Raw genomic sequence first — 21,971 nt, forward strand, 5'->3', positions numbered from 1 at the left:
GTAAGAGTAATAATTCTTTTCCCCTACTCCCCTACTCCCCTGCTCCCCTGCTCCCTGCGCCCCTACCTCCTTCTTCAAATCTCCAAATGATTTTGCAATGCTTGACGCATTTCGGTGACGGGGACTGTTTCTTGTTGTAACCAGATTTTTAGGGCTGCTGCACCTTGTTGGACTAGCATTTCTAAACCATCAATAATAATTGCTCCTTGTTTTTCGGCTTGGTGCAAAAATTTGGTGGGTTTAGGGATGTAAATTAAATCATAAGCAATAACATCATCAGGCAAATAACCCATTTCTTGATTACTTAATGGCGATTCTTCCACATGGGGATACATTCCCATAGGAGTTGTATTTACCAACAGGTTAGCTTGGTGGAGTAGGTTTGGTAATTCTCGCCATTCATGGACATGAAATTTGTCTGCAAAGGGTGAATTTTGCCAACTTTGACTAAATACCTCTAATTTCTGGAAATTACGCCCGACAACGTGAATTTCTGCCAAACCGAGTTGAATACAACCAGCAACCACAGCCCGCGCTGCACCACCATTTCCTAAAATTACCGCTTTTTTCTGACTCCAATCTTGATGATATGTTGTTTGTAAAGGAGCAATAAATCCTTCTACATCTGTATTTGTCCCCACCCATTTATCACCTTGACGAGTGACAGTATTCACAGCACCGATAGCTTGAGCAATGGGGGAAACTTCGGATAATAACGGCAATATTGCTTGTTTATGGGGAATAGTGATACTAAATCCTACTACACCAATACTAGCAAAACCAGCGATCGCTCTCTCCAAATTCTCCGGTGCAACGGGAAAAGGCAAATACACATAATCTAATCCCAGTTTAGCCAAAGCTGCATTGTGCATCAATGGGGAAAGGGAATGTGACACAGGATGTCCAATCACTCCCAAAAGTTTAGTTTTTCCAGTAATCATTTTTATTAATGTTTATTTATTCGTTATCTCATAATTTAATTTACCATTAAGCTTTTATGAAAAGTTACAGTTATTAATTTTAATTTGATTTTTTGACAGGAATAATTATGGTCATTCCCAACTGGAGTTTTAGAGAAAGAGATATTTAAAATACCTCTATCTCACATTTAATTAACTTTACTGGCTGGTTTTAATGGTGCAGTTTGGTTAAGACTGCGGAAATATAAACCACCAATCACAATCCAAAATAGGATATATGCTACAGCTTGGGCTAAATACAATTTTTGGTTATATCCAAATAGGGTTTTTAGCAAAATTCCCGGAAATTGTTTATCAGGTAAAATGTCTGAGAAATCCCAAATTTGCCAACCTAAAACACAAGCATTACTTCCTCCTTGACAAATATTTAGAGCATTGATTTGGTTAAAAGCCGTGACAGCAGCATCAAAATGACGGAGAGCAGAAATTACTAAACCGGAAACTATTGTTAATAGTAATATCCCCATCCATTGAAAAAATTGACTGAGGTTAATGCGGATACTCCACTTAAATAACAGCATTCCAATTAACACTGCTATAGTTAATCCTCCTATTGCTCCCAGCACAGGTATAAAACCCGATTGAAATTGAGCAACAATAAATAATGCTGTTTCTAAACCTTCTCGAAAAACGGCAATAAAGATTAAACTAAAAATTGCCCAAGCTGCTTTTTTATCTTCATTCAAAGCACTGTTTACAGAAGTTTGAATTTCAGCTTTGAGGAATCTTGCTTGTTTTGTCATCCAAATTAACATCCAACTGAGCATAGAAATTGCTATTAACCCTAATCCCATTTCAAACAATTGCTTGAAAACTGGTGCATAGAGTAAATCAGATGTTTGTAATCCTTGAATACTTAAATTGAGAATTAACCCAACTCCAAAACTAGCTATTACCGCAGTGATAACGCCTAAATATATCCAACGGTGTAATTTTTGTTGTTGAGCTTGCTGTAAACAAGCAAAGACAATTCCCACCACTAAAGCGGCTTCTACACCTTCGCGTAAGGTAATGAAAAAAGTGGGTAATGCAGCACTCCAATTCATAGGAAATTAATTAGCTTTGATATGGTTTGTCAATGGGTAAGTCATGAATTATTATAAAAGTAACTTAATATTTCTTCACAATATGCAAACAAGTATCGCTCCTTCTACAAATCCTATCCCTGGTCAATACTGGCAATGGCGCGGACATAACGTATATTATGTCCAAGCGGGAGAACCACAAACCCAGCGTCCACCTTTACTTTTAGTACATGGTTTTGGTGCTTCTACAGACCATTGGCGCAAGAATGTCACAGGATTGAGTGTAGATTTCCAAGTATTTGCCATTGACTTGTTAGGATTTGGCCGTTCTGCAAAACCTAATTTACAGTATAGCGCCGACTTGTGGCGTGATCAACTCCATGATTTTATCAGTGAAGTTATCGGTCAAAAAACAATTTTAGCGGGTAACTCTTTAGGAGGTTATGCTTGTTTATGCGTTGCTTCCCAACGTCCTGAAAGTGCTGCTGGTGTGGTATTACTCAATAGTGCTGGTCCATTTTCTCAACCAGAAAATCAAATTCAACCTTCTCCAAATCCTCTGCAAAAACTTTTAGGAAAACCTGTTAAATGGGCATTTAAAAAACGTTTAGCCCAGTCTTTATTATTTCAATATACGCGCCAAAAGTGGGTAATTCGCCGAACCTTAGAAAAAGTTTATCTTGATAAAAGTGCAATTACAAATCAATTAGTAGAAGAAATTCAACGTCCGGCTTTTGACAAAGGGGCTTTAGATGTATTTGTTTCTGTTTTTAGCACTCCTCAAGGGGAAAAAGTTGACGTTTTACTTAAACAGTTAACTTGTCCTTTATTGTTATTATGGGGAGAAGCAGATCCTTGGATGAAAGCGCGAGAACGTTCACAAAAGTTTCATGAATATTATCCCCAATTAACAGAATATTTTCTCACAGCCGGTCATTGTCCCCATGACGAAATTCCCGAACAAGTAAATTCACATTTACGTGATTGGGTAATTAATTTGAGTTAATAACAACTGTATGTGAAACTGCATATAGCGGTTATCGCCCTTGATACAATACAATCGAGGGCGCAGACCCTGCGCCCCTACAGAGTTGGCGATTGGCTGACTGTATCTCACAAAGAGTGCATACCGCTATAGAATAATTATCAACAGTATTTATCTGCGGTTAATTACTTTTTAAATCTTATTTTATGCAAGTTCATTATTTTAATAAACTGAAAACATTTAATAACCATCTGCTATTGGGTATATTTCTTTAGTTATAAATTGGTAAAAACAGATTTTGATAATTACCTCTTTAGACTCACGTATATAAACTAAAAAACTTTAACACTAAAAATATCACCCATCCTTATAAAATCAAAATTCTAGATATAATGACACAATCTTTAGAGACAAAACCACAAGTTCAGGAATTGCGTGAACTACTTCAAGGGATTGAATGTGGGATGTTAACCACAGTTGATGATGATGGCAGTTTACATAGTCGTCCCATGTCAATGTGGAATGATATTGACGATAATGCGACGCTTTGGTTTTTTACCTTAGATAATTCCCATAAAGTAGTAGAAATCCAACATCATCAACAGGTGAATATTAGTTTTTCTGTACCTACTCAGCAGCGGTATGTTTCCATATTAGGTACAGCACAATTAACAAGAGATCGTGATCAACTGCAAACAAAATGGCAACCAAAATTACAAACTTGGTTTCCAAAAGGAATAGATGAACCCAACATTGCATTACTAAAAGTCAAAATTAATAAAGTAGACTATTGGGATAGTTCATCTAGTTTTACTCCGCAAACAATTCAGGTAAATTAGAATCATCCCCATAAACCCAAAATTACAGCAATTTTCACATATTTCTTCCTTTGCGCCTCTGCGTCTTTGCGTGAAACAAAGAAATTGGTTAATTTATCTGAAAATAGCTGTAATAAACTTGTTTAGACCTTGATATCAAATCAACCTAAAAACAACTTATATGCAGGATTATCACTTTCATTCCAATAGTGATAACCAAGAGTATCTAAAAATGATTGCCATTCTTCCATTTCATGGGGGGGAACTTGCATTCCTACCACAATCCGTCCATAGTCTGCACCATTATTTCGATAATGAAATAAGCTAATATTCCAATCAGGAGACATAGAAGTTACAAACTGCATTAAAGCCCCTGGACGTTCGGGAAATTCAAACCGATAAAGTAGTTCATTTTCTGCCAGGGGAGAATGTCCTCCTACCATGTGACGCAAATGCAATTTTGTTAATTCGTCGTCTGTTAAATCTATGGTTTTTAAACCGTGAGATTCAAAATCTTCAACTACTTTCGCCGCGTCGGCACGGTTTTCTATTTGCATACCCACAAAAATATGTGCTTCTTTATTGTCAGCAATCCGATAATTAAATTCTGTGAGATTGCGTTTACCAATACAGTCACAAAACTTTCTTAAACTACCTCTTTCTTCGGGAATTCTAACTGCAAAAATAGCTTCTCGACGTTCTCCAAATTCTGCTCTTTCAGCCACAAAACGCAAGCGATCAAAATTCATATTAGCACCGCAAGCAACAGCGATGAGAGTTTGATCTTGAATTTGTTCTCTTTCTGCGTAAACTTTAGCAGCAGCGATCGCTAATGCCCCCGCAGGTTCTAAAATAGAACGAGTATCCTCAAACACGTCTTTAATCGCCGCACAGGTGGCATCTGTATCCACTAAAATAATTTCATCTACGTATTGTTGACATAACCGGAAGGTTTCTTCTCCTACTTCCCGCACCGCTACACCGTCAGCAAATAAACCTACCTGAGACAACCGCACTCTCTTCCCAGCTTGCAATGATTGATACATGGCGTTAGCGTCCACAGGTTCAACACCAATAATTTTAATATCGGGACGCAACCGTTTAACATAAGCTGCAATACCGGAAATCAACCCACCACCACCAATAGCCACAAAGATGGCATGAATAGGTTGTTGATATTGGCGGAGTATTTCCATACCAATTGTTCCCTGGCCAGCAATCACTTCCGGATCATCAAAGGGATGTATAAAAGTCAACCCTTTTTCTGCTTCCATTTGCCGGGCATAGGCATAAGCATCATCATAGTTATTGCCATGTAATACAACTTCTCCCCCCCGTGCTTTTACGGCATTGATTTTTACCAGGGGCGTAATCACGGGCATCACGATAATGGCTTTTGTACCCAAGCGACTGGCAGCTAAAGCCACACCTTGGGCATGATTGCCAGCAGAAGCGGCTATGACACCCTGTTTAAGTAAGTCTGGGGTGAGATTGACCATTTTGTTATATGCGCCCCGCAGTTTAAAGGAGAAGACGGACTGCATATCTTCCCGTTTCAAGAGGAGTTTGTTATTAATGCGGTGGGAGAGAATAGGGGCATATTCCAGTGGTGTTTCCTGGGCTACATCATATACGCGGGCTGTGAGGATTTGTACCAGGTAATCGCAATACATATCAAGGAGAGAATTGGGGATGGATGTTAATTTTACCGCTTGTTGGGTAGTTGGGGCGATGGGTTTTTGTGTTGGTGGCAGATGGGATATCAATGCGGTATAATGATTTTTTTCATGCTTCGGCTAAAAATGTGACTAATTAATAAATACCACTAAGATTATATAAAATATCTTCAGGTGATAACTTTTAAAATTCAGGTTATAATTCAAATCTACCTGAAAAAGTAAAGTGTATTCTAATAGGTTTAATTTTCAGCTTTTATGGCATTAAAATTTGGTGATAGTGTATTTTTAAGTTAATTCTTTTATGCCATTAAATAAACAATCGATTCTTGATGATATTTTTCGTAATGCGCCTACTTTAAACTCAGAGGATGATTGCGCTGAAAATATTGTAATTCCTTTATTACAACGACTTGGTTATGATAAAAATAATATTAGACGTAAAGTGTCTATAACTGGAATTTCAGGACGTAAATTTAGAAAGCAAGCAGATATAGTTGTTTATATTAATGAACGTCCGGCTCTTGTCATAGAAACAAAGAGAATTCAACATTCTTTAAAAGAAGAAGATGTTAATCAAGTCCTTTCATATGCTCAACTTCTTAATCCACCTACATCAATTGCTATTCTCACTAATGGTAAGACTTGGGAAGTTTATTATTTAGATCAAGACGACATTGGAAATTTAGAAGCAGTACCAGAGCCTCAAGAACTAGAAAGTTTAGTCAATAGCCGGTTAGGATTGACAATTCAACTAGAAAAACAAGAAGCGGCTGAACGCTTATTAGTTACTATTGAAAATAAATCTGATCTAGAGAAAGCTTTTCGAGAATGTAGAAATGAACTAAAGAAAGAAGGTCTGATAGCTGAATCAGCTTTTGATGAATTAACTAAAATTCTTGTATGTAAGTTTAATGAAGAAAAAAAATTCTCTGAAGGTCTAGGTCCAAATCGCTTTACTTCTCAATGGCTGGTGGGTAGTGGACCTCTGGCTGGGTTGCAAGAAATGTTTGCTGATGCCAAACGAACTTTTAATGTTTTTTCAACTAATACACAAATTGAAATTAGAAGCAATGAAACAGTAAAAAAAATTATTCGTGAATTAGAACCTTTCGGACTATATGGTTTTAAAACTCCTCTTGGTTTAGCTGGTTCTGGTGGAGACGTTGTTGGTTCTGTTTATGAAACTTTTCTCACAGGGACACTACGCGGTGATTTAGGTCAATATCTTACACCAAGGCAGCTAGTTGAATTTATGGTTGAAATCGCTGATATTCAGATCGGTGAAAAAATTCTTGATTTATCTTGTGGTAGTGGTGGGTTTCTTATTCGTGCTTTTACAAATGTTCGTAAAAAGATACACTCTCTAAATGTTAGTAAAGATGAGAAAGATAGGTTAATTGATGACCTTGTAAAAAATAATTTATGGGGAATTGAAATAAATCCGCGCTTATCTACATTATGTAGAATTAATATGATATTACACGGAGATGGATACGAACACATCTATACTGGTGATTCAATCCGTGATAATATATTTGAAAATACAGATAATAGAAGGATTGACTTAGCTAGAATTGAGCAAAGTGATAATTTAAAATTTGATGTAATTTTGATAAATCCACCATTTAATATACCCTATCAAGATTCTACTTCTCTAAATAAGTATACTTTAGGTAGAGGTAAAGCTGCACAAGGTTCTGACTATCTTATTTTGGAGCGAGCCATTTGTTTATTGAAACCTAAAACGGGCAGATTATTATCAATTCTACCTCATGGTGTTGCAAGCGGATCTTCAGAAACTGAGGTTCGTAATTTTATTAAATCTGAGACTCATATTCATTCTTGTATAAGCTTACCTGTTGGTTCATTTAAGCCATTTGGTGGTTCTAATGCCAGAACTTGTATATTATATTTAATGAAAACATTAAAGCAAGAGAAAAAGCGTTTTCTTGCTCAAGCAGAAAATGTTGGTTATGATATTACATCAAAATATTATAGGGAGCTAGACATAAACGATCTAACAGTTATTGCTGAAGAATATTTTAAAGTAAAGTGAGAATCAAAATGAGTATACAACTGATCAAAACAGAACCTCTAATTTTAACTATTACAGAAGAGATTGCAACTAATATTGATACAATAGATGTCGGTGCTGCTTATACCCAATATCTTCACGATCAGGTAGGTGAATTTGAACATAAACCACTAAGTGATTTTGTGGAAATAGTTTCTAAAAGCGTTAATCCTCGAATTAATCAATATGCAAGTCAAATATTTGAATATATAAATTTAAGTGAGGTAGACGATATTTATGGTTATGTATTAATATTTAGAATCAAAGAAGGTAGAGATATAGGTAGTACGAAAAATCGGTTTCAAAAGCATGATATTCTGTTTGCTAAAATAATGCCAAGTTTAGAAAATAAAAAGATAGCATTAGTAACTCAGGATGTAAATAATGCAATTGCATCAACTGAATTCATAGTTCTACGGAAGAAACCAGAAGCACAAATAAATCTCTATTATTTATTTCGCGCACTTCGTTCTGATTTTTTTACACATCAAGCGGTAGCAAATGTTACAGGAGCAACAGGTCGTCAAAGAATTAGTCCAACAATACTATTGAGCTTAAAAATTATTTTACCACCTGAAGAAATTCAAAAACAAATTGGAGATGCTGTAGAAAAAGAATTTACATTAAGAACTTTAGCCGCAGAGCAATCAAAAAAAGCGGATGATCTTGCCCAGCTTGTACTTGGATCACTTACACTTAGAACAGAAAGTTAAATTCTGAAAACCTACTAATATATATCAAGCAGCTAAATTTCAAAATTAGGATAAACTCAGACATGGAAATGCGATATCCAAATCATTCAGAAGCTTACAGCGAATTACTGTCTCAGTATCAACCGCGAGTCATCAAAACCGAGGAAGAAAACGAGAAGTTTTTAGCAGTTGTCGAAGATTTACTTTCTCGTTCTCATCTAACACCAGAAGAAAATATGTTGTTGGAATTATTGGTAAGGCTAATTGAGAATTTTGAAGATAAACATTATCAGTTAAATTATGAAATACAGCCAACCAATGGTTAATACAGATAAAAGATTAATAAATTTGTAGAAATCAAAGATTATTTTTCACTCAATAATTTTCTTGTCCTGTAAATCCTTAAATCCTGGAAATCCTGATTCAGACACCTTTCAACCATTAGCATTTCCTAAATGATAGGAATCGAATCGCATACCATCTAATTTTAAGAATGTGATACTATCAAAACAGTATTTTGTCAATAAAATAAGCTCGTAGTCAGCACTTGAGTGCTTTCCGGGTACTAAAGTACCCACTACGAACCACAAATAAATACTATTATTTCCCTACTGCCAAACGTAGATAAGTAGAAACAAAATAATCCAGATTACATCAACAAAGTGCCAAAACAAAGAAGTGGCATTGATCCCAAAATGGCCATTATCAAAATTACCAGGAATGAAAGAACGCAACAAGACAATTAACTGTAACAGAATACCCGTAAAAACGTGCAAACCGTGAAAACCAGTTAATAGATAAAACATTCCGCCAAAAGTACCAGAAGTAAAGCCAAATTCCAGTTCACTCCATTCCACAGCTTGGCCATAAAGAAAATAACCACCCATGATCATTGTTAAAAACAACAATAGACGGTAACTCTTAAAATCATGTCTTTCTAGAGCCTTTTCTGCAAAATAAATCACAAAACTACTAGCAACAAGCACTACCGTATTAATAGTAGGTTCTTTAATTGCCAAACCAGAAACACCAGTCGGCAACCAATTAACAGCAGAAGTTTTGTAGATAATATAGCCAGCAAAGAAACTCAAGAAAATGACACTTTCCGATAACAGAAAAACAATAAAACCAAACATTTTATTGCCTTCCTCATCATGCTCATGACTGTGATGAGATTGTAAATCTTCCGAAGAAATAGAACTATCCATCATAATTTCCAAATCAGTAAATTAGTTATTAGTTGCCATTAAACACAAACTCCAGCAACACTCCTTCCCTCTTTGCGCCTCTGCGTCTCTGCGTGAACAAAAAAATAAAAAATAGAGAGAAAGTGCGTCAAAAACAACGCACCCTACAAATTACTCATGTTCAGAAAATGCCATTAACTCAGGCTTACCATAACCATAAGGCTCACAAGTAACAATCGGAATTTCCTCAAAATTCTCAACAGGAGGAGGAGAAGAAACAGTCCATTCCAAACCAATTGCTCTCCAAGGATTATCAGGAGCTTTTTCTCCATCCATCCAAGAAATTAACATATTGAAGATGAAAGGAAGAGTAGACATTCCTAACAGAAAAGAACCCAAACTAGCAACAATATTCCAACCAATTAATTCAGGTGCATAGGAAGCAACACGGCGAACCATACCTTGCAAACCTAAAGGGTGCATAGGTAAGAAATTCAAATTTGTGCCGATAAATGCTAACCAAAAATGGATTTTGCCCCAACCTTCATGGAACATTCTGCCCGTCATTTTCGGAAACCAATGATAGATAGCGGCATACATTCCCATAGTCACAGTTCCATAGAGAACATAATGGAAATGACCAACTACAAAATAGGTATTGTTAACATGAACATCCACTGGTACAGAAGAAAGCATAATCCCTGTAATGCCAGCAAAGACAAACATTACCAAAGCACCCAAAGCAAATAACATGGGTGTATCTAAGCGAATTTTGCCACCCCAAATAGTTGCCACCCAAGCAAATACCTTAATCCCTGTGGGAATAGATACAAACATGGTTGTTAACATGAAAAACAACCGTAGCCAACCAGGAGTACCACTCACATACATATGGTGTACCCAAACAATGCCGCTAACTACAGCAATTAACATTGAAGAAACAGCAACGACTTTGTAACCAAATAAAGGTTTGCGAGAATAAACGGGAAATATTTCCGAGAAAATCCCGAAGATAGGCAAAATGATTACATAAACCGCGGGGTGAGAATAGAACCAGAAATAATGCTGGAACATAACCGGATTTCCGCCTTTAGTGGGGTCAAAAAAGGCAGTTCCCAATGTAATGTCAAACAGCAACATAACAGCACCGGCTGTTAAAGCTGGGAGTCCAAATAATTGGATAATTTGGGCGCTAAATACTGCCCAAACAAAGAGAGGCATTCTAAAGAAACCCATTCCTGGCGCTCGCATTTTCACAATGGTGGTGACAAAATTCACCGCACCCATAATGGAAGATACACCAGAAATAGCCACTGCTAATAGCCAGAGAACTTGACCATTAATCAAGTTGCCAGTGGGGTTTTGGGTACTCACGGGGGGATATGCCCACCAGCCAGATTGAGCCGGTCCACCGGGAACAAAGAAGCTAGTCATGAGGAGAATTCCCACCACTGGGACCATCCAAAAAGCGATCGCATTCAAGCGAGGAAAAGCCATATCTCGCGCCCCAATCATCAGCGGAACGAGGTAATTAGCTAAACCAACAAGGGAGGGAAATGTCCACAGAAACAGCATCACTGTTCCGTGCATGGTGAACATTCCGTTATATACTGTGCGGTCAATTAAATCCGATTCAGGAGTAATGAGTTCTCCGCGCAAAATCATGGCGAAGATACCACCAACGAGGAAGAAGATAAAAGAAGTAACCAGGTATTGAATACCGATAACTTTATGATCTGTACTAAAGCTGAAGTATGTTCTCCAGGTTTGGGGCGGTTCGTGGTGATGTGATTCACCAGAAATAGGAATGGGGATGTTAGTCATTAGTTAAAGAATAGGAAATTTGGATTAAATGTCTGATAGTGTGGCGTAGCCATATCAGGATGCTTAGGATTAGAAAGATGAACAAGATTTAAAAAATACAAATAAATAAAATCCTGAAAATCCTTAAATCCTGGAAATCCTGATTCAGACAAAAGTTGGTTAACCAGGGAAATTGACTAATGGAGGTGCAGCGGGTTCAACAGTTTTCCAACCGCTGTCAATACCGTTTTCTATTTTTAGGGCATATTCGGAAGCCGCTTGGTTAGGGGCTGCGGTAGGTGCTTGACTGGCAGCTTGGCTTAACCACTGCTGATATTTGCTAGGTGATTCCACAACGACCTTAGCTCGCATAGTGGCAAAGTATGTACCGCTATACTGAGAGTCTGTCAAATCATACGCACCGGGGCGAATAGGGGTAAATTCAAAGTCGAGGTCTTCACCAGGAATAATGTCTTGCTTGAGGCGGAAAGCAGGTATATAAAAGCCGTGAAGTACGTCTTCCGAATGCAGATTTAGACGGATACGGCGATCGCTTGGTAAATGCAATTCTGTACTGGTAACGTTGTTTTCTGGGTAATGAAACACCCAAGCCCACTGTTTAGCTGATACATCAATATGTTCTACATCCTCACCTGCTGCGGCTTCTGAAGCTTCATCTGGCTCAGTAGAGGCGGATATCATGTTCATTGGGTTCGGTAGGTGGATCTGGTGAGATGGACCCTGGATACCTATTTGTTCGTAAACTTGGTAACTATAACTTGCAATCCACAACACCAACATAATCGGGATTGCTGTCCAAACTACTTCCAAGGTAACGTTACCTTCAATGTGGGGACCATCACTAAAATCTGTAGATTTAGCACGATGGAAAGTAATGGAATACAGAAGAGTAGCAGTTACTCCCAGGAAAATTAAAGCTCCTAATGTTACCAGAAAGCTAAATAAATCATCAATCAGATGAGATTCAGCAGCCCCTTGAGGAGGAAGCCAATAATAAGCCTGTTTACCAATCCAAAGACTAGTAAGAGTTACGGCAACTGCCCCAGTAGCTAGGGTCAAAAAGTTTAAAATTTGCCGAATTTTCATAATTGTCAGTTGTCAGTTGTTAGTTGTCGATTACTAATCACCAATCACCCATTACTTATTCCCAAATATTTGATTGATGTCCTTTCCGGCTCGCAGTAATTTGTCCGCTGTATTGTGAACACCAAAATCTGCTGCTAGGTGCGCTCCTAATGTTCCGTGAAGATACATCAGCAACATAATAATTACACCAACAACTAGATAAGAAATTTGGACTTCTCTATCTTCGTCTTTGCCGATAACGTAACGTTGCCAACCTCGCCAAAAGGTCATACCCACAATCATCGCCAGTAGCAATACACCACCGACACCGTGCCACATCATTGTCGGCATTGCCAGCATTCCCCAAGGACTTTTGATATCTGCTGGTGGGGCTGCTAATAACATTTCATAAAAACCCGCACCAACTGTGAAAAATGTAATCACAGCCGCAGCAAAAATGTTGTACCAACCCACATCAAATAATTGAGAACGTTCAACTTTAATTCCCAAAAAATTGAATAGCCATTTTTCCACAGGGAAAAATACACCTAAAAGATCAAAGATAATGGCAATGATGAACAAACCTAATGTGAGATGCACTAAATTAGGATGAATTGGAATGGTATAAGGTAAACCATTTGCACCCATTTGGTGACTAATTTGGTCTAGTAATTCTGAGTTCATGGCAAGATTCCATCCTTTACCGCTTCCACGACAGGTACGGTGTGTAAGCCATACACCCATACAAGTTCATCACCAAGATAGACTTGAAACCCAACCAAGGCTGTTAATAAAAGTGCCACTGCTATGTAATGAAAAGGGAGTTTTTTCGGGTTACGACTCCGCAAAACATAACGCCAAGCTGTAATTGCCGCGATAATACCTGAAAGTGACCAACCGATAAGAGTATGAACATTTAATACTGATTTAGCAAGTTCGTAGGGTTTAGCTAAACCAGCTTCAAATTGACCAAAGATAATTGCTACAAAAATAGATACTGTAGCAATACACATATTCCACCAACTCACTTCAAATAAGCGAGTTCTTCCAGTTAAATACCCAGCAACATCACAGAAAACCGAAAATAGCACCATCGCAATTACGAAGTGAACCACGATAGGATGTAACGGATCTGGATATGGTAAATTATGCTCATTCAATGAAGTGAAAAAATCCAGCATTACATTCTCCTAGAATTATTTACTACTCCTTAGCCCAACTTAAATAATTGCTAGAGACTCACTCACTCATATCAATAAATTATTTGATAAATTTGGCGTGAGTTTGTTGCAATGTATAGCCAAATAGCCAATTACTTTTGGTCAAGTTATTTCCTCCTACCAACATTGTTGACAACAGTAATTATGGATGTAGCTAAACTAAATCACTGTTAGAGGTTGAATTTACTAGACCTACCTTTTAGGTTACGTAAATTTTTATGAATTGTCAGCAAAACTAAAAGTAGAACTTCTAGAATTAATGAGAGAGCCAGCAACAGATTTGATCTTTGCTGTATTACAATATTTTTAAAGCAAAACCAATTATTTTTATGTTTATTGATGTACAATTACAAATTATCACTTTGTAATTTAAAGAACCGAAATATATAATTTTTATAGTAAGTAATAGTCAGGTGAGGAGAATTTTTAAACATCCTCCAAGTAAACATAACATCAGTCCCATAGACTACAGCAATTTCCACAGATTTATCCAACATTTTCAGGCGTTGCTGAATCAGGGTATGAAATTTAAAAATTAGATATCTTTAACTCTTAATTCTTTGCGCCTTTGCGTGAGGCTAATTCATACATTCAATCAGCAACGCCCATTTTCACTTTGCGCCTTTGCTCCTTAGCGCCTTTGCGCGAAATAAAAAATACTGTAAACCCATATCTGCATTCATACCCACCTAATCCCCAAACCCTAATTAACCTTGATAGGGGTTGTCCAATTTATCTACAGAAACATTAACCGATAATGGTAGACGACCGGGATTTAAACGGGGTTCGGCTGCATAACCTACGGGTACTAAAACAGCGATCGCTAAATCTGGGTTATTTTCAGCGCCGATAATAGTTTTTACCTGTTCTTCAATCCAACCATTCATGAAGCAGGTGGATAAACCCAAGCTTTCGGCTGCTAAGACTAAGTTCGTAGCAGCTATCATGGCATCTTTAATGGCGTATTCCCGGCGCTTGTCTCCTAAACCTGCTTGAAATTGAGGAATCGCTTTTCTAAAATAATTGACTGTTCCCTCACTCCAAGCCCCTGTGGCTGCACCTTGTTCTAATATGGGGGTTATATCTTGTTCTCCCGCAGCAGCGTCAGCAGCAAATACAAAGGTAACTGGTGCTTCAATAATTTGCTTTTGATTCCAAGAGGCGGCACATAATGCAGTTTTTTGGGCTTCGTCTTGAACTAATACGATTCTCCAACATTGGACGTTAAAACTACTGGGTGCGGCTACGGTTAGTTCTACTAGTTGTTTGAGTAGTTCTGGTGAGATGGGATCTGGTTTGAAGGTTTTGATGGAACGACGTTGTAAAATGGCGCTGGGTACGTCTAATGCTTTGATTTGGGTGCTTGAATTCACGGGATTCTCCTGTATTTAGTCTTATGCGCTTAGGTTAACGCTTTTTTGTACGGAGTTCAACAATTAACAATTGACAATGGACAATTGACAATGGACAATTGACAATTGACAATTGACAATTGACAATGAATTCGTACTTCTAAGATGAGGATTGAGAAGGAAGAATTTTTTGGCGTTTTAATCCCTAATAGGGATTATTAGAAATTGCAATTTAAATCCCAAGGTAGCCAAGCAGTAGCTTCATCGTTTCAATCCCTAATAGGGAGTAGTAGAAATTGCAATCGCTACTAATTAATAATTCATCATGGCAGAAAAAACAATAGGTTTCAATCCCTAATAGGGAGTAGTAGAAATTGCAATCCCTTTTTTTATTTATGAAAAGTAAATTATTTTTGTTTCAATCCCTAATAGGGAGTAGTAGAAATTGCAATTAATATTTTGTCAAGCCTCTCTTCACCGGGCGTAGTTTCAATCCCTAATAGGGAGTAGTAGAAATTGCAATGTGATTATCATGATAATTTTGTAATTCCTCTAAAGGTTTCAATCCCTAATAGGGAGTAGTAGAAATTGCAATGTACGCTAGAAGAAGGCATAGAGGCTTTCAGAAAAGTTTCAATCCCTAATAGGGAGTAGTAGAAATTGCAATTGATGCTGTCACCAACTTGTAGCTTCCCTGCTGGAACTGTGTTTCAATCCCTAATAGGGAGTAGTAGAAATTGCAATCCGATAATTTCATCTCTAACGCTCCCACAGCATTGCTACGTTTCAATCCCTAATAGGGAGTAGTAGAAATTGCAATTTGCATCCCTTCCGAGTAGCACATTTCTAACAGTTTTTGTTTCAATCCCTAATAGGGAGTAGTAGAAATTGCAATTGCACAATCAGCAAGAATTTCTGATGGTAGAAGCGTGTTTCAATCCCTAATAGGGAGTAGTAGAAATTGCAATTACAGAATTAATCAAAGGTACAAAATCCTTAAACGTTTCAATCCCTAATAGGGAGTAGTAGAAATTGCAATGCAACTAAGAATTGGTAATATGTTCGATAGCAAGTTTGTTTCAATCCCTAATAGGGAGTAGTAGAAATTGCAATGTTACAGTGATGTCATTGATGAGTTAATTACCGATGTTTCAATCCCTAATAGGGAGTAGTAGAAATTGCAATATGCCTACTAAAATTAGTGATGAACGTGGTAGTGGTTTCAATCCCTAATAGGGAGTAGTAGAAATTGCAATGGTGTTATTGTCAAATATCTCGGAAAATGTTGGTTGAGTTTCAATCCCTAATAGGGAGTAGTAGAAATTGCAATTAGAAATATTATTATCAACTTATAATTATGACTTCTTGCGTTTCAATCCCTAATAGGGAGTAGTAGAAATTGCAATCCAGTTTTAACGGACTTCATAGTGGACGTGGTTTTTAGTTTCAATCCCTAATAGGGAGTAGTAGAAATTGCAATAGCGGGGGGCTGGAGGCCTGACTGTATTTGGTTTTCAAGGTTCAGTTGCGCGGATGGTCTTATCATAGTGCATTTTAGAAAAAGTGTCAAGGGACAAAATAGCCGAAACCCTTGCTGTATAAGGTGCGCGGGTGTCTGAACATCAAAAAAGCCATAAAAGCCTTGCAGAGAAATCATTCCAGCCATTTTTTTAGAGTGTGAATTTTTTACACCCACCCACTCGCGCAGAAAAACAGATTTACCACAGAAATTCCCCATATCTTTAACTATGCTTGTGCAGCAACATACTTATCCAAAGCAGCCGATAAGGTAGATTTAGGAACAGCACCAACAACGGTATTAATTTGTCGTCCCCCCTTAAAAACCATCAAAGTAGGAATACTGCGAATCCCATAATGACTAGCAACAGTAGGATTCTGATCAGTATTGAGTTTCACCACCTTTACCTGTCCCTCGTATTCTGCCGCCACTTCCTCAACAACAGGAGACAACATTCTACAAGGACCACACCAAGGGGCCCAAAAGTCAACTAAAACAGGAGTTTCGCTTTCTAACACTTCTTGCTTAAATGTGGCTTCAGTGACGTTGGTAATGGATGACATAATTAATTGTCTGCCTAGATTTAAATCAATAATTCAATATTATCGAATAAATATAAGAAGAAATATTTTGCTAAGTTGAAAAATATTAAGCGACTAGCAGTCGCAGCTACACAGACAAAAACCGCCTCAGTGGATTTCAAATCCTTGATTTTTCATTAGTCCCCGCAGGTTGTCACAGAATTTGTCGCAGGGTAGAAGTAAGAGAATTTTATTTGAAGTTAACTCTCTCTTATTGAAAGCTTAACTTTTGAAGTGTTAACTGATATTAATTTCACTTTTTGCTGCAACATTTAACCTCCCCCCATTACCTTGAAGTGAAAAGGCTGGGGGGATTATTTGCTACAATGATATGGATTTTCCTTAGTTCACGAATTTATTCTTTTGTCTACACAAGAACCACAGCACGCAAAAAATATTAATTACTCTCGTGTTATTCATTTGAGTCATGTCATTGACACGGATATACCTAAATGGCCTGGTGATCCTCCGGTTGAATTTGCTAGTGTTGCAGAAATTCAAGATGATGGTTATTATTTGCGAGGCTTTTCTTTAGGAGAACATAGCGCCACTCATATTAATGCGCCTAATAGTTTTTATCCTAATGGTGCGAGTATAGACAAATATTCTGCTCCATCTTTGATAGTACCCGCTGTAGTGATTAATGTCTGTGAAGAAGCTGGGGTTAATGCTGATTATGTTTTGACTATTGCTGATATCCAAACTTGGGAAATGCAGTTTGGGGAAATTCCTAGTGGGAGTTTAGTTATACTCTATACTGGTTGGCAAAAAAAGTGGTTAAGTCAGAAGGCATTTTTTAACCAAGATATGGAAGGAAAAATGCACTTTCCTGGTTTTGGTGATCATGCAACTGAGTTTTTAGTTATACAAAGACAAATAACTGGAGTAGGGATTGATACTCATGGTATAGATTCTGGACAGGATACCAATTTTACTATTAATCGGTTGTTGCTAGAGCGATCGCTCATAGTTATCGAAAACCTCACCAATTTAGATCAGTTACCACCTCAAGGTATTACTTTAATCATTGGTATTCTACGATTAAAGGGGGGTTCTGGTTCTCCGGCTGCGGTGATAGCGTTATTTTGAATTTTTATTTTTCTAGTAAGTAGAACGGACTAAATAATTCCAAGTTTGTAGTGAGGACTTTAGTCCTCATTTAAGGGCTGAAGCCCTTACTACCAAATCATCTCAATATTTTTACTTAATCTAAGTTGATTTATTTTGTCTAAATAGGTGAACAGAAAAAATTAAAGGTATGTGAAGAAAAGTAAAATCGCTCAAAACTCTATTCCTGTTCCCTTACCCCAACGACAATTTTTAACGCCCACCTACTTAGTTACTTAGACAACCGCAAAATATTAAAGCCTTATAGACAGATTAAGCAAGAACTACTTAATAATGACTATAAAGCTTAATACTTTACGAATTGGACGTAATATTTCTGAATCAACCCCCAGAGGAGAATCAGAAAGCAATTCCACAGAATTTATGAGAAATTGCTAATAGTGAATTTAACAGTGCTTATTTATGTCGCTGCAAAACGACAAGAATCAAAATTGATCTAGCACAGTTACCCCAAGCTTGCGCTGAGTTTTCTATTTAATTTTTGACAGATGCAGGGGATCTAAAACTAGATCCCTTCGTGAGTCCTAACTCAACGGGAGTTGTTACTGAAAATTGGTAACACCGTTGGATAGATTTTGACATAGACCAGGATGATGAAATGGGAAATTGCTCTGGTTTGATTCAAGAGTAGAAAGGTGATAAATCACACTAACACTCTTGTTATCAATTTCAGCTTGTGAACTGGAGGTTGGAGATTTTTAACTCTTACCTACAGATTTAGATTTCACCATTAACCTGCATTTGATGAACTTGATCCGCCAACTCTTGACAACTTTGGTCGTCTAACTTGTCAATTGCCAACATTCCCATGAGGATAACCTCTTTCAAGGTTAAGCGAGTTGAATGTGCCTGTTTTTGCACAATCTCCTTAATGATGGGACTAACACCGATTGCTGTACTAGCTCTAGCCACGGAATAAAAGGAAACATTAATGACTTCGGATAAATCCTAGCACTTTTAGCGAAGTAATTCTACATTCCTGGAACTGATCTGCTTTTGTTTCGATAAATATTTATATGTCTAAACCAGACTCTAAATAGCAAGCAGTTCTAGTAATTCTGCAAATTTACTTTTTTGTCTACGGGCATAACCTAGTCATAGCAAGCATTTCTAGGATCTATATACTTCGGCTTGTATTACTGTGTTATTTAAGCTACGGGCATAAACCCAGTATGTTTACGCTTGTATCCCACAAAAACACTGTACTTAGTGGGTATGAATAAACGTATATATAGCAAAAAACTAATAGCGTATTTAAAGCTTATAGATTCAACTTTGTAGCTTTTTATTACTGATTTTTGACAAATGAATATTTATGCTGACTTAATGACTTATTAAATCTTCTTATGACTCTATCCACAAACTACTAAAAATTGTCATCTACCGAAAGTATGAGATAGTTTTTATTCCCAAAATTTCATAAACTACAAGAGTAACATGATTGGAAACATGATACATAGAGAAAAAGCAATAAACCTTATATAGTAAGCTTTTGGCAGTCTAAAACCCAAAAATTTAGGATTGTTTAATCTTGCCCATGGGGTATAGACTTTCGATAAACTAATTTGATGTTGTTACATTGCTTAACTAAGTTAAATATTGTGAACAAAATAATCAAATCAATAGAAACAGAAATCTTCCTGAATTCACTTAGTAAAGGCTGTCATAAGGATAAGCAGTGAATACGTACAAGGAATAAAACAACGATGAGTGAACCTTATCTGTTGGCCGCAAGCTTGTTAACAGGATTAACAATACCCGCATCAGCACTACCACAAATACCCCGTCTTCCCGAAGGTTCTTTGTCTTTATTGGATTTGGTACAAGGTTTTCAGTCTCATGACATCGAAAAACCATCTCATCAGGAGATTGCTTTACCAGAATTTAGCGATCGCACCTTATTGGATTTAGCACAGGGTTTCCAATCCTATGAGACGGAGAAAATGGCCTCTCAGGAGATTGCTTTACCAGAATTTAGCGATCGCACTTTAGCTAAATCAGGAAAATCTTCCATCTCTAGAAAAATTACCTCTAAGAATAGTTCATCAACTCCGATTAAATCATCTTTCAATTTCCAACCAGCTAAAGCTAGATCCGTACCAGCTTCTGGTAGTGAACTTTATCAGCATAGAATAGCTTCGTTGAGAAGTGGTCAAATTTATACCCGGACTAATGATTATGAAAATTTAGCATCAGCCCGGAATTTACACAAAACATCTAAACTAACTTATCAAGACTGGAAAAGCTTATTAGCGATGGAAGCTAACGCCGTGACTAAAGGCCAAGGTGCAAATCGTTTGAGCGTCTTGGTAGGTGATTCTTTAAGTTTATGGTTTCCGAAGGAAAAACTACCTACGGGTAAATTATGGCTAAATCAAGGCATATCTGGAGATACTTCCCAGGGTGTCTTAAAACGATTATCGGCTTTTTCGTCCACCAAGCCGGATGCAATTTATGTAATGATTGGTATTAATGATTTACGTAAAGGTGCTACTGACAAGTCAATTTTGCTGAATTTACACCGCATTATTCACAACTTACGCCAGAGTCACCCCACAAGCCAGATTATTGTCCAATCTATTTTACCTGTACGTTCTCAAAGAATCGCTAATAGTCGTATTCGTCATATTAATACTCAAATCGCTTTAATTGCCAGAAAGCAAGGAGCTAATTATCTAAATATTCACAATTGGTTTACAGATTTGGATGGTAATATGCGTTCGGAATTAACTACTGATGGATTGCATTTATCTCGCGCTGGATATGAGGTATGGCAATCTGCACTTGAGCAAATAGAAACTAGAGTTGCTCAAAGACAATTGATAATTGACAATTGATAATTGACAATTACCTTGCTCTGGAAGTGCGAGGATTGAGAAAGAAGAATTTTTTGGCTTTTTTCTCCTTCAAAGCAGAGGTTGTAAAACTTGATTGAGTTTGCCGCTACGATAACCTTCTAAATCCAAGGTGACATAGATAAATCCCCAGTTTTGAAATGCTGATACTAGAGTTGGTAAATCTGTAGTTGAGACAAAATCTTTAATTTGATCTGGTGATAGTTCAATTTTGGCTGTATCACCTTCTGAGCGTACCCGTAAATTTTGCCAACCCAGATTTCGCAAATAAATTTCGGCTCTACCGACGCGCTGTAATTTAGCGATGGTAATTTCTTCACCGTAGGGAAAGCGAGAACTTAAACAAGGTTGAGCCGGTTTATCCCACCAAGATAAACCCAAATGTTGGGAGATTTGTCGAACTTCGGCTTTAGAGACACCAATTTCTGCTAAAGGCGATCGCGCACCTCTTTCTTTTGCAGCTTGAATTCCGGGGCGATAATCATGTAAATCGTCAGCATTTACACCATCTACGACATAAGGATAACCTAGTTCTAAAGCCAAAGGTTTAAGGGTATCGTGTAATTCACTTTTACAAAAATAACAACGATTTACCGGGTTAGAAGTGTAATTAGGATTGTCCATTTCCTGGGTTCGGACAATTTTATGAGCAATTCCAATAGTTGCCGCTTGAATTTTCGCGTCTTCTAACTCTTCTGGTAATAGAGAAGGAGAAACGGCCGTCACAGCTAACGCGCGATCGCCCAATACATCATAAGCAATCTTCGCTACCAGCGTACTATCAACACCCCCAGAATAGGCTATCAAAGCCTGCTCCATTTCTGTAAATAAATCTTTTAACTGCTCCAGTTTTTCTATCCCACTCATCCTACTCAAACCCCATAACGCCTAACCACTTCTATTTTAACTAATTATTGTCTGAATCAGGATTTTTGGTTACTGAGCGAAGTCGAAGTACAGGATTAAAGGATTTTCAGGATTTTTATT

Annotated in this window: 19 protein-coding genes and 1 CRISPR repeat array; of the genes, 7 read left to right on the forward strand and 12 right to left on the reverse strand. The window is 37.4% G+C overall.

Features of this window, described 5'->3' with window-relative positions; genetic code table 11:
- Positions 1 to 74: 74 nt before the first annotated feature.
- Both FJR38_RS19015 and FJR38_RS19020 read right to left on the reverse strand, forming a co-directional pair.
- Positions 75 to 941 carry a shikimate dehydrogenase gene (locus FJR38_RS19015; RefSeq protein ID WP_168490939.1) on the reverse strand — a complete coding sequence of 289 codons (867 nt, stop codon included), beginning with the start codon at positions 939 to 941 and terminating at the stop codon, positions 75 to 77.
- 167 nt (positions 942 to 1,108) lie between these two features.
- Positions 1,109 to 2,026 carry an FTR1 family protein gene (locus FJR38_RS19020; RefSeq protein WP_168538775.1) on the reverse strand — a complete coding sequence of 306 codons (918 nt, stop codon included), beginning with the start codon at positions 2,024 to 2,026 and terminating at the stop codon, positions 1,109 to 1,111.
- An 82-nt stretch (positions 2,027 to 2,108) separates the two neighbouring features.
- On the opposite strand from FJR38_RS19020, the gene FJR38_RS19025 reads away from it, so the two are divergent.
- Together FJR38_RS19025 and FJR38_RS19030 are read left to right on the forward strand one after the other, a co-directional pair.
- The gene (locus FJR38_RS19025) at positions 2,109 to 3,011 is read left to right on the forward strand and encodes an alpha/beta fold hydrolase (protein ID WP_168538777.1); all 903 of its coding nucleotides are present in this window, start codon (positions 2,109 to 2,111) and stop codon (positions 3,009 to 3,011) included.
- A gap of 371 nt (positions 3,012 to 3,382) precedes the next feature.
- On the forward strand, positions 3,383 to 3,829 hold the full coding sequence (locus FJR38_RS19030) for a pyridoxamine 5'-phosphate oxidase family protein (RefSeq protein WP_168490934.1): 447 nt from the start codon (positions 3,383 to 3,385) through the stop codon (positions 3,827 to 3,829).
- Between the two features lie 140 nt (positions 3,830 to 3,969).
- Here FJR38_RS19030 and ilvA read toward each other — a convergent pair whose 3' ends face one another.
- Positions 3,970 to 5,481 carry a threonine ammonia-lyase, biosynthetic gene (ilvA, locus tag FJR38_RS19035; protein ID WP_168538975.1) on the reverse strand — a complete coding sequence of 504 codons (1,512 nt, stop codon included), beginning with the start codon at positions 5,479 to 5,481 and terminating at the stop codon, positions 3,970 to 3,972.
- A gap of 307 nt (positions 5,482 to 5,788) precedes the next feature.
- Here ilvA and FJR38_RS19040 point away from each other — a divergent pair, with 307 nt between their 5' ends.
- From FJR38_RS19040 to FJR38_RS19050, 3 genes are all read left to right on the forward strand, one after another.
- Positions 5,789 to 7,543 (forward strand): N-6 DNA methylase, encoded by a 1,755-nt coding sequence (locus tag FJR38_RS19040; protein ID WP_168538779.1) that lies wholly within the window; start codon positions 5,789 to 5,791, stop codon positions 7,541 to 7,543.
- An 8-nt stretch (positions 7,544 to 7,551) separates the two neighbouring features.
- Positions 7,552 to 8,274, forward strand: coding sequence for a restriction endonuclease subunit S (locus FJR38_RS19045; protein WP_168538781.1), 723 nt, complete (start codon positions 7,552 to 7,554; stop codon positions 8,272 to 8,274).
- Between the two features lie 62 nt (positions 8,275 to 8,336).
- Positions 8,337 to 8,579, forward strand: coding sequence for a transcriptional regulator (locus FJR38_RS19050; RefSeq protein WP_168538783.1), 243 nt, complete (start codon positions 8,337 to 8,339; stop codon positions 8,577 to 8,579).
- A gap of 282 nt (positions 8,580 to 8,861) precedes the next feature.
- Here the strand turns inward: FJR38_RS19050 and FJR38_RS19055 are convergent, their stop codons facing one another.
- The 7 genes from FJR38_RS19055 to trxA all read right to left on the reverse strand — a co-directional run bounded on the left by FJR38_RS19055 (position 8,862) and on the right by trxA (position 16,983).
- Entirely contained in the window at positions 8,862 to 9,461 is a 600-nt protein-coding gene (locus FJR38_RS19055; protein WP_168538977.1) for a heme-copper oxidase subunit III, read from the reverse strand.
- 150 nt (positions 9,462 to 9,611) lie between these two features.
- A complete protein-coding gene (gene ctaD, locus FJR38_RS19060; RefSeq protein WP_168538785.1) occupies positions 9,612 to 11,264 on the reverse strand; it encodes a cytochrome c oxidase subunit I in 1,653 nt (550 codons plus the stop codon).
- A 159-nt stretch (positions 11,265 to 11,423) separates the two neighbouring features.
- Positions 11,424 to 12,350: a cytochrome c oxidase subunit II gene (locus FJR38_RS19065; RefSeq protein WP_168538787.1), complete on the reverse strand. Its 927-nt coding sequence runs from the start codon at positions 12,348 to 12,350 to the stop codon at positions 11,424 to 11,426.
- 51 nt (positions 12,351 to 12,401) lie between these two features.
- Positions 12,402 to 13,013: a DUF2231 domain-containing protein gene (locus FJR38_RS19070; protein ID WP_168538979.1), complete on the reverse strand. Its 612-nt coding sequence runs from the start codon at positions 13,011 to 13,013 to the stop codon at positions 12,402 to 12,404.
- The gene (locus FJR38_RS19075; protein ID WP_168538789.1) at positions 13,010 to 13,510 is read right to left on the reverse strand and encodes a DUF2231 domain-containing protein; all 501 of its coding nucleotides are present in this window, start codon (positions 13,508 to 13,510) and stop codon (positions 13,010 to 13,012) included. The genes FJR38_RS19070 and FJR38_RS19075 overlap by 4 nt, the downstream gene beginning before the upstream one ends.
- A gap of 746 nt (positions 13,511 to 14,256) precedes the next feature.
- On the reverse strand, positions 14,257 to 14,922 hold the full coding sequence (locus FJR38_RS19080; protein WP_168538791.1) for a nitroreductase family protein: 666 nt from the start codon (positions 14,920 to 14,922) through the stop codon (positions 14,257 to 14,259).
- 174 nt (positions 14,923 to 15,096) lie between these two features.
- A CRISPR array of direct repeats spans positions 15,097 to 16,381; the repeat unit is 37 nt; unit sequence GTTTCAATCCCTAATAGGGAGTAGTAGAAATTGCAAT.
- A gap of 266 nt (positions 16,382 to 16,647) precedes the next feature.
- A complete protein-coding gene (trxA, locus tag FJR38_RS19085) occupies positions 16,648 to 16,983 on the reverse strand; it encodes a thioredoxin (protein ID WP_168538793.1) in 336 nt (111 codons plus the stop codon).
- Positions 16,984 to 17,364: 381 nt separating this feature from the next.
- Between trxA and FJR38_RS19090 the strand changes: the two genes are divergently transcribed.
- Positions 17,365 to 18,090 carry a cyclase family protein gene (locus FJR38_RS19090; RefSeq protein WP_168538795.1) on the forward strand — a complete coding sequence of 242 codons (726 nt, stop codon included), beginning with the start codon at positions 17,365 to 17,367 and terminating at the stop codon, positions 18,088 to 18,090.
- 756 nt (positions 18,091 to 18,846) lie between these two features.
- Here FJR38_RS19090 and FJR38_RS19095 read toward each other — a convergent pair.
- A complete protein-coding gene (locus FJR38_RS19095) occupies positions 18,847 to 19,041 on the reverse strand; it encodes a hypothetical protein (RefSeq protein WP_168490915.1) in 195 nt (64 codons plus the stop codon).
- 794 nt (positions 19,042 to 19,835) lie between these two features.
- Here FJR38_RS19095 and FJR38_RS19100 point away from each other — a divergent pair.
- Positions 19,836 to 20,966 (forward strand): SGNH/GDSL hydrolase family protein, encoded by a 1,131-nt coding sequence (locus FJR38_RS19100; protein WP_168538797.1) that lies wholly within the window; start codon positions 19,836 to 19,838, stop codon positions 20,964 to 20,966.
- A 69-nt stretch (positions 20,967 to 21,035) separates the two neighbouring features.
- On the opposite strand, the gene larE is transcribed toward FJR38_RS19100, so the two are convergent.
- Entirely contained in the window at positions 21,036 to 21,851 is an 816-nt protein-coding gene (larE, locus tag FJR38_RS19105; RefSeq protein ID WP_168538799.1) for an ATP-dependent sacrificial sulfur transferase LarE, read from the reverse strand.
- Positions 21,852 to 21,971: the final 120 nt, after the last annotated feature.

This window comes from Anabaena sp. UHCC 0253, assembly GCF_009712085.1.
Taxonomy (GTDB): domain Bacteria; phylum Cyanobacteriota; class Cyanobacteriia; order Cyanobacteriales; family Nostocaceae; genus Dolichospermum.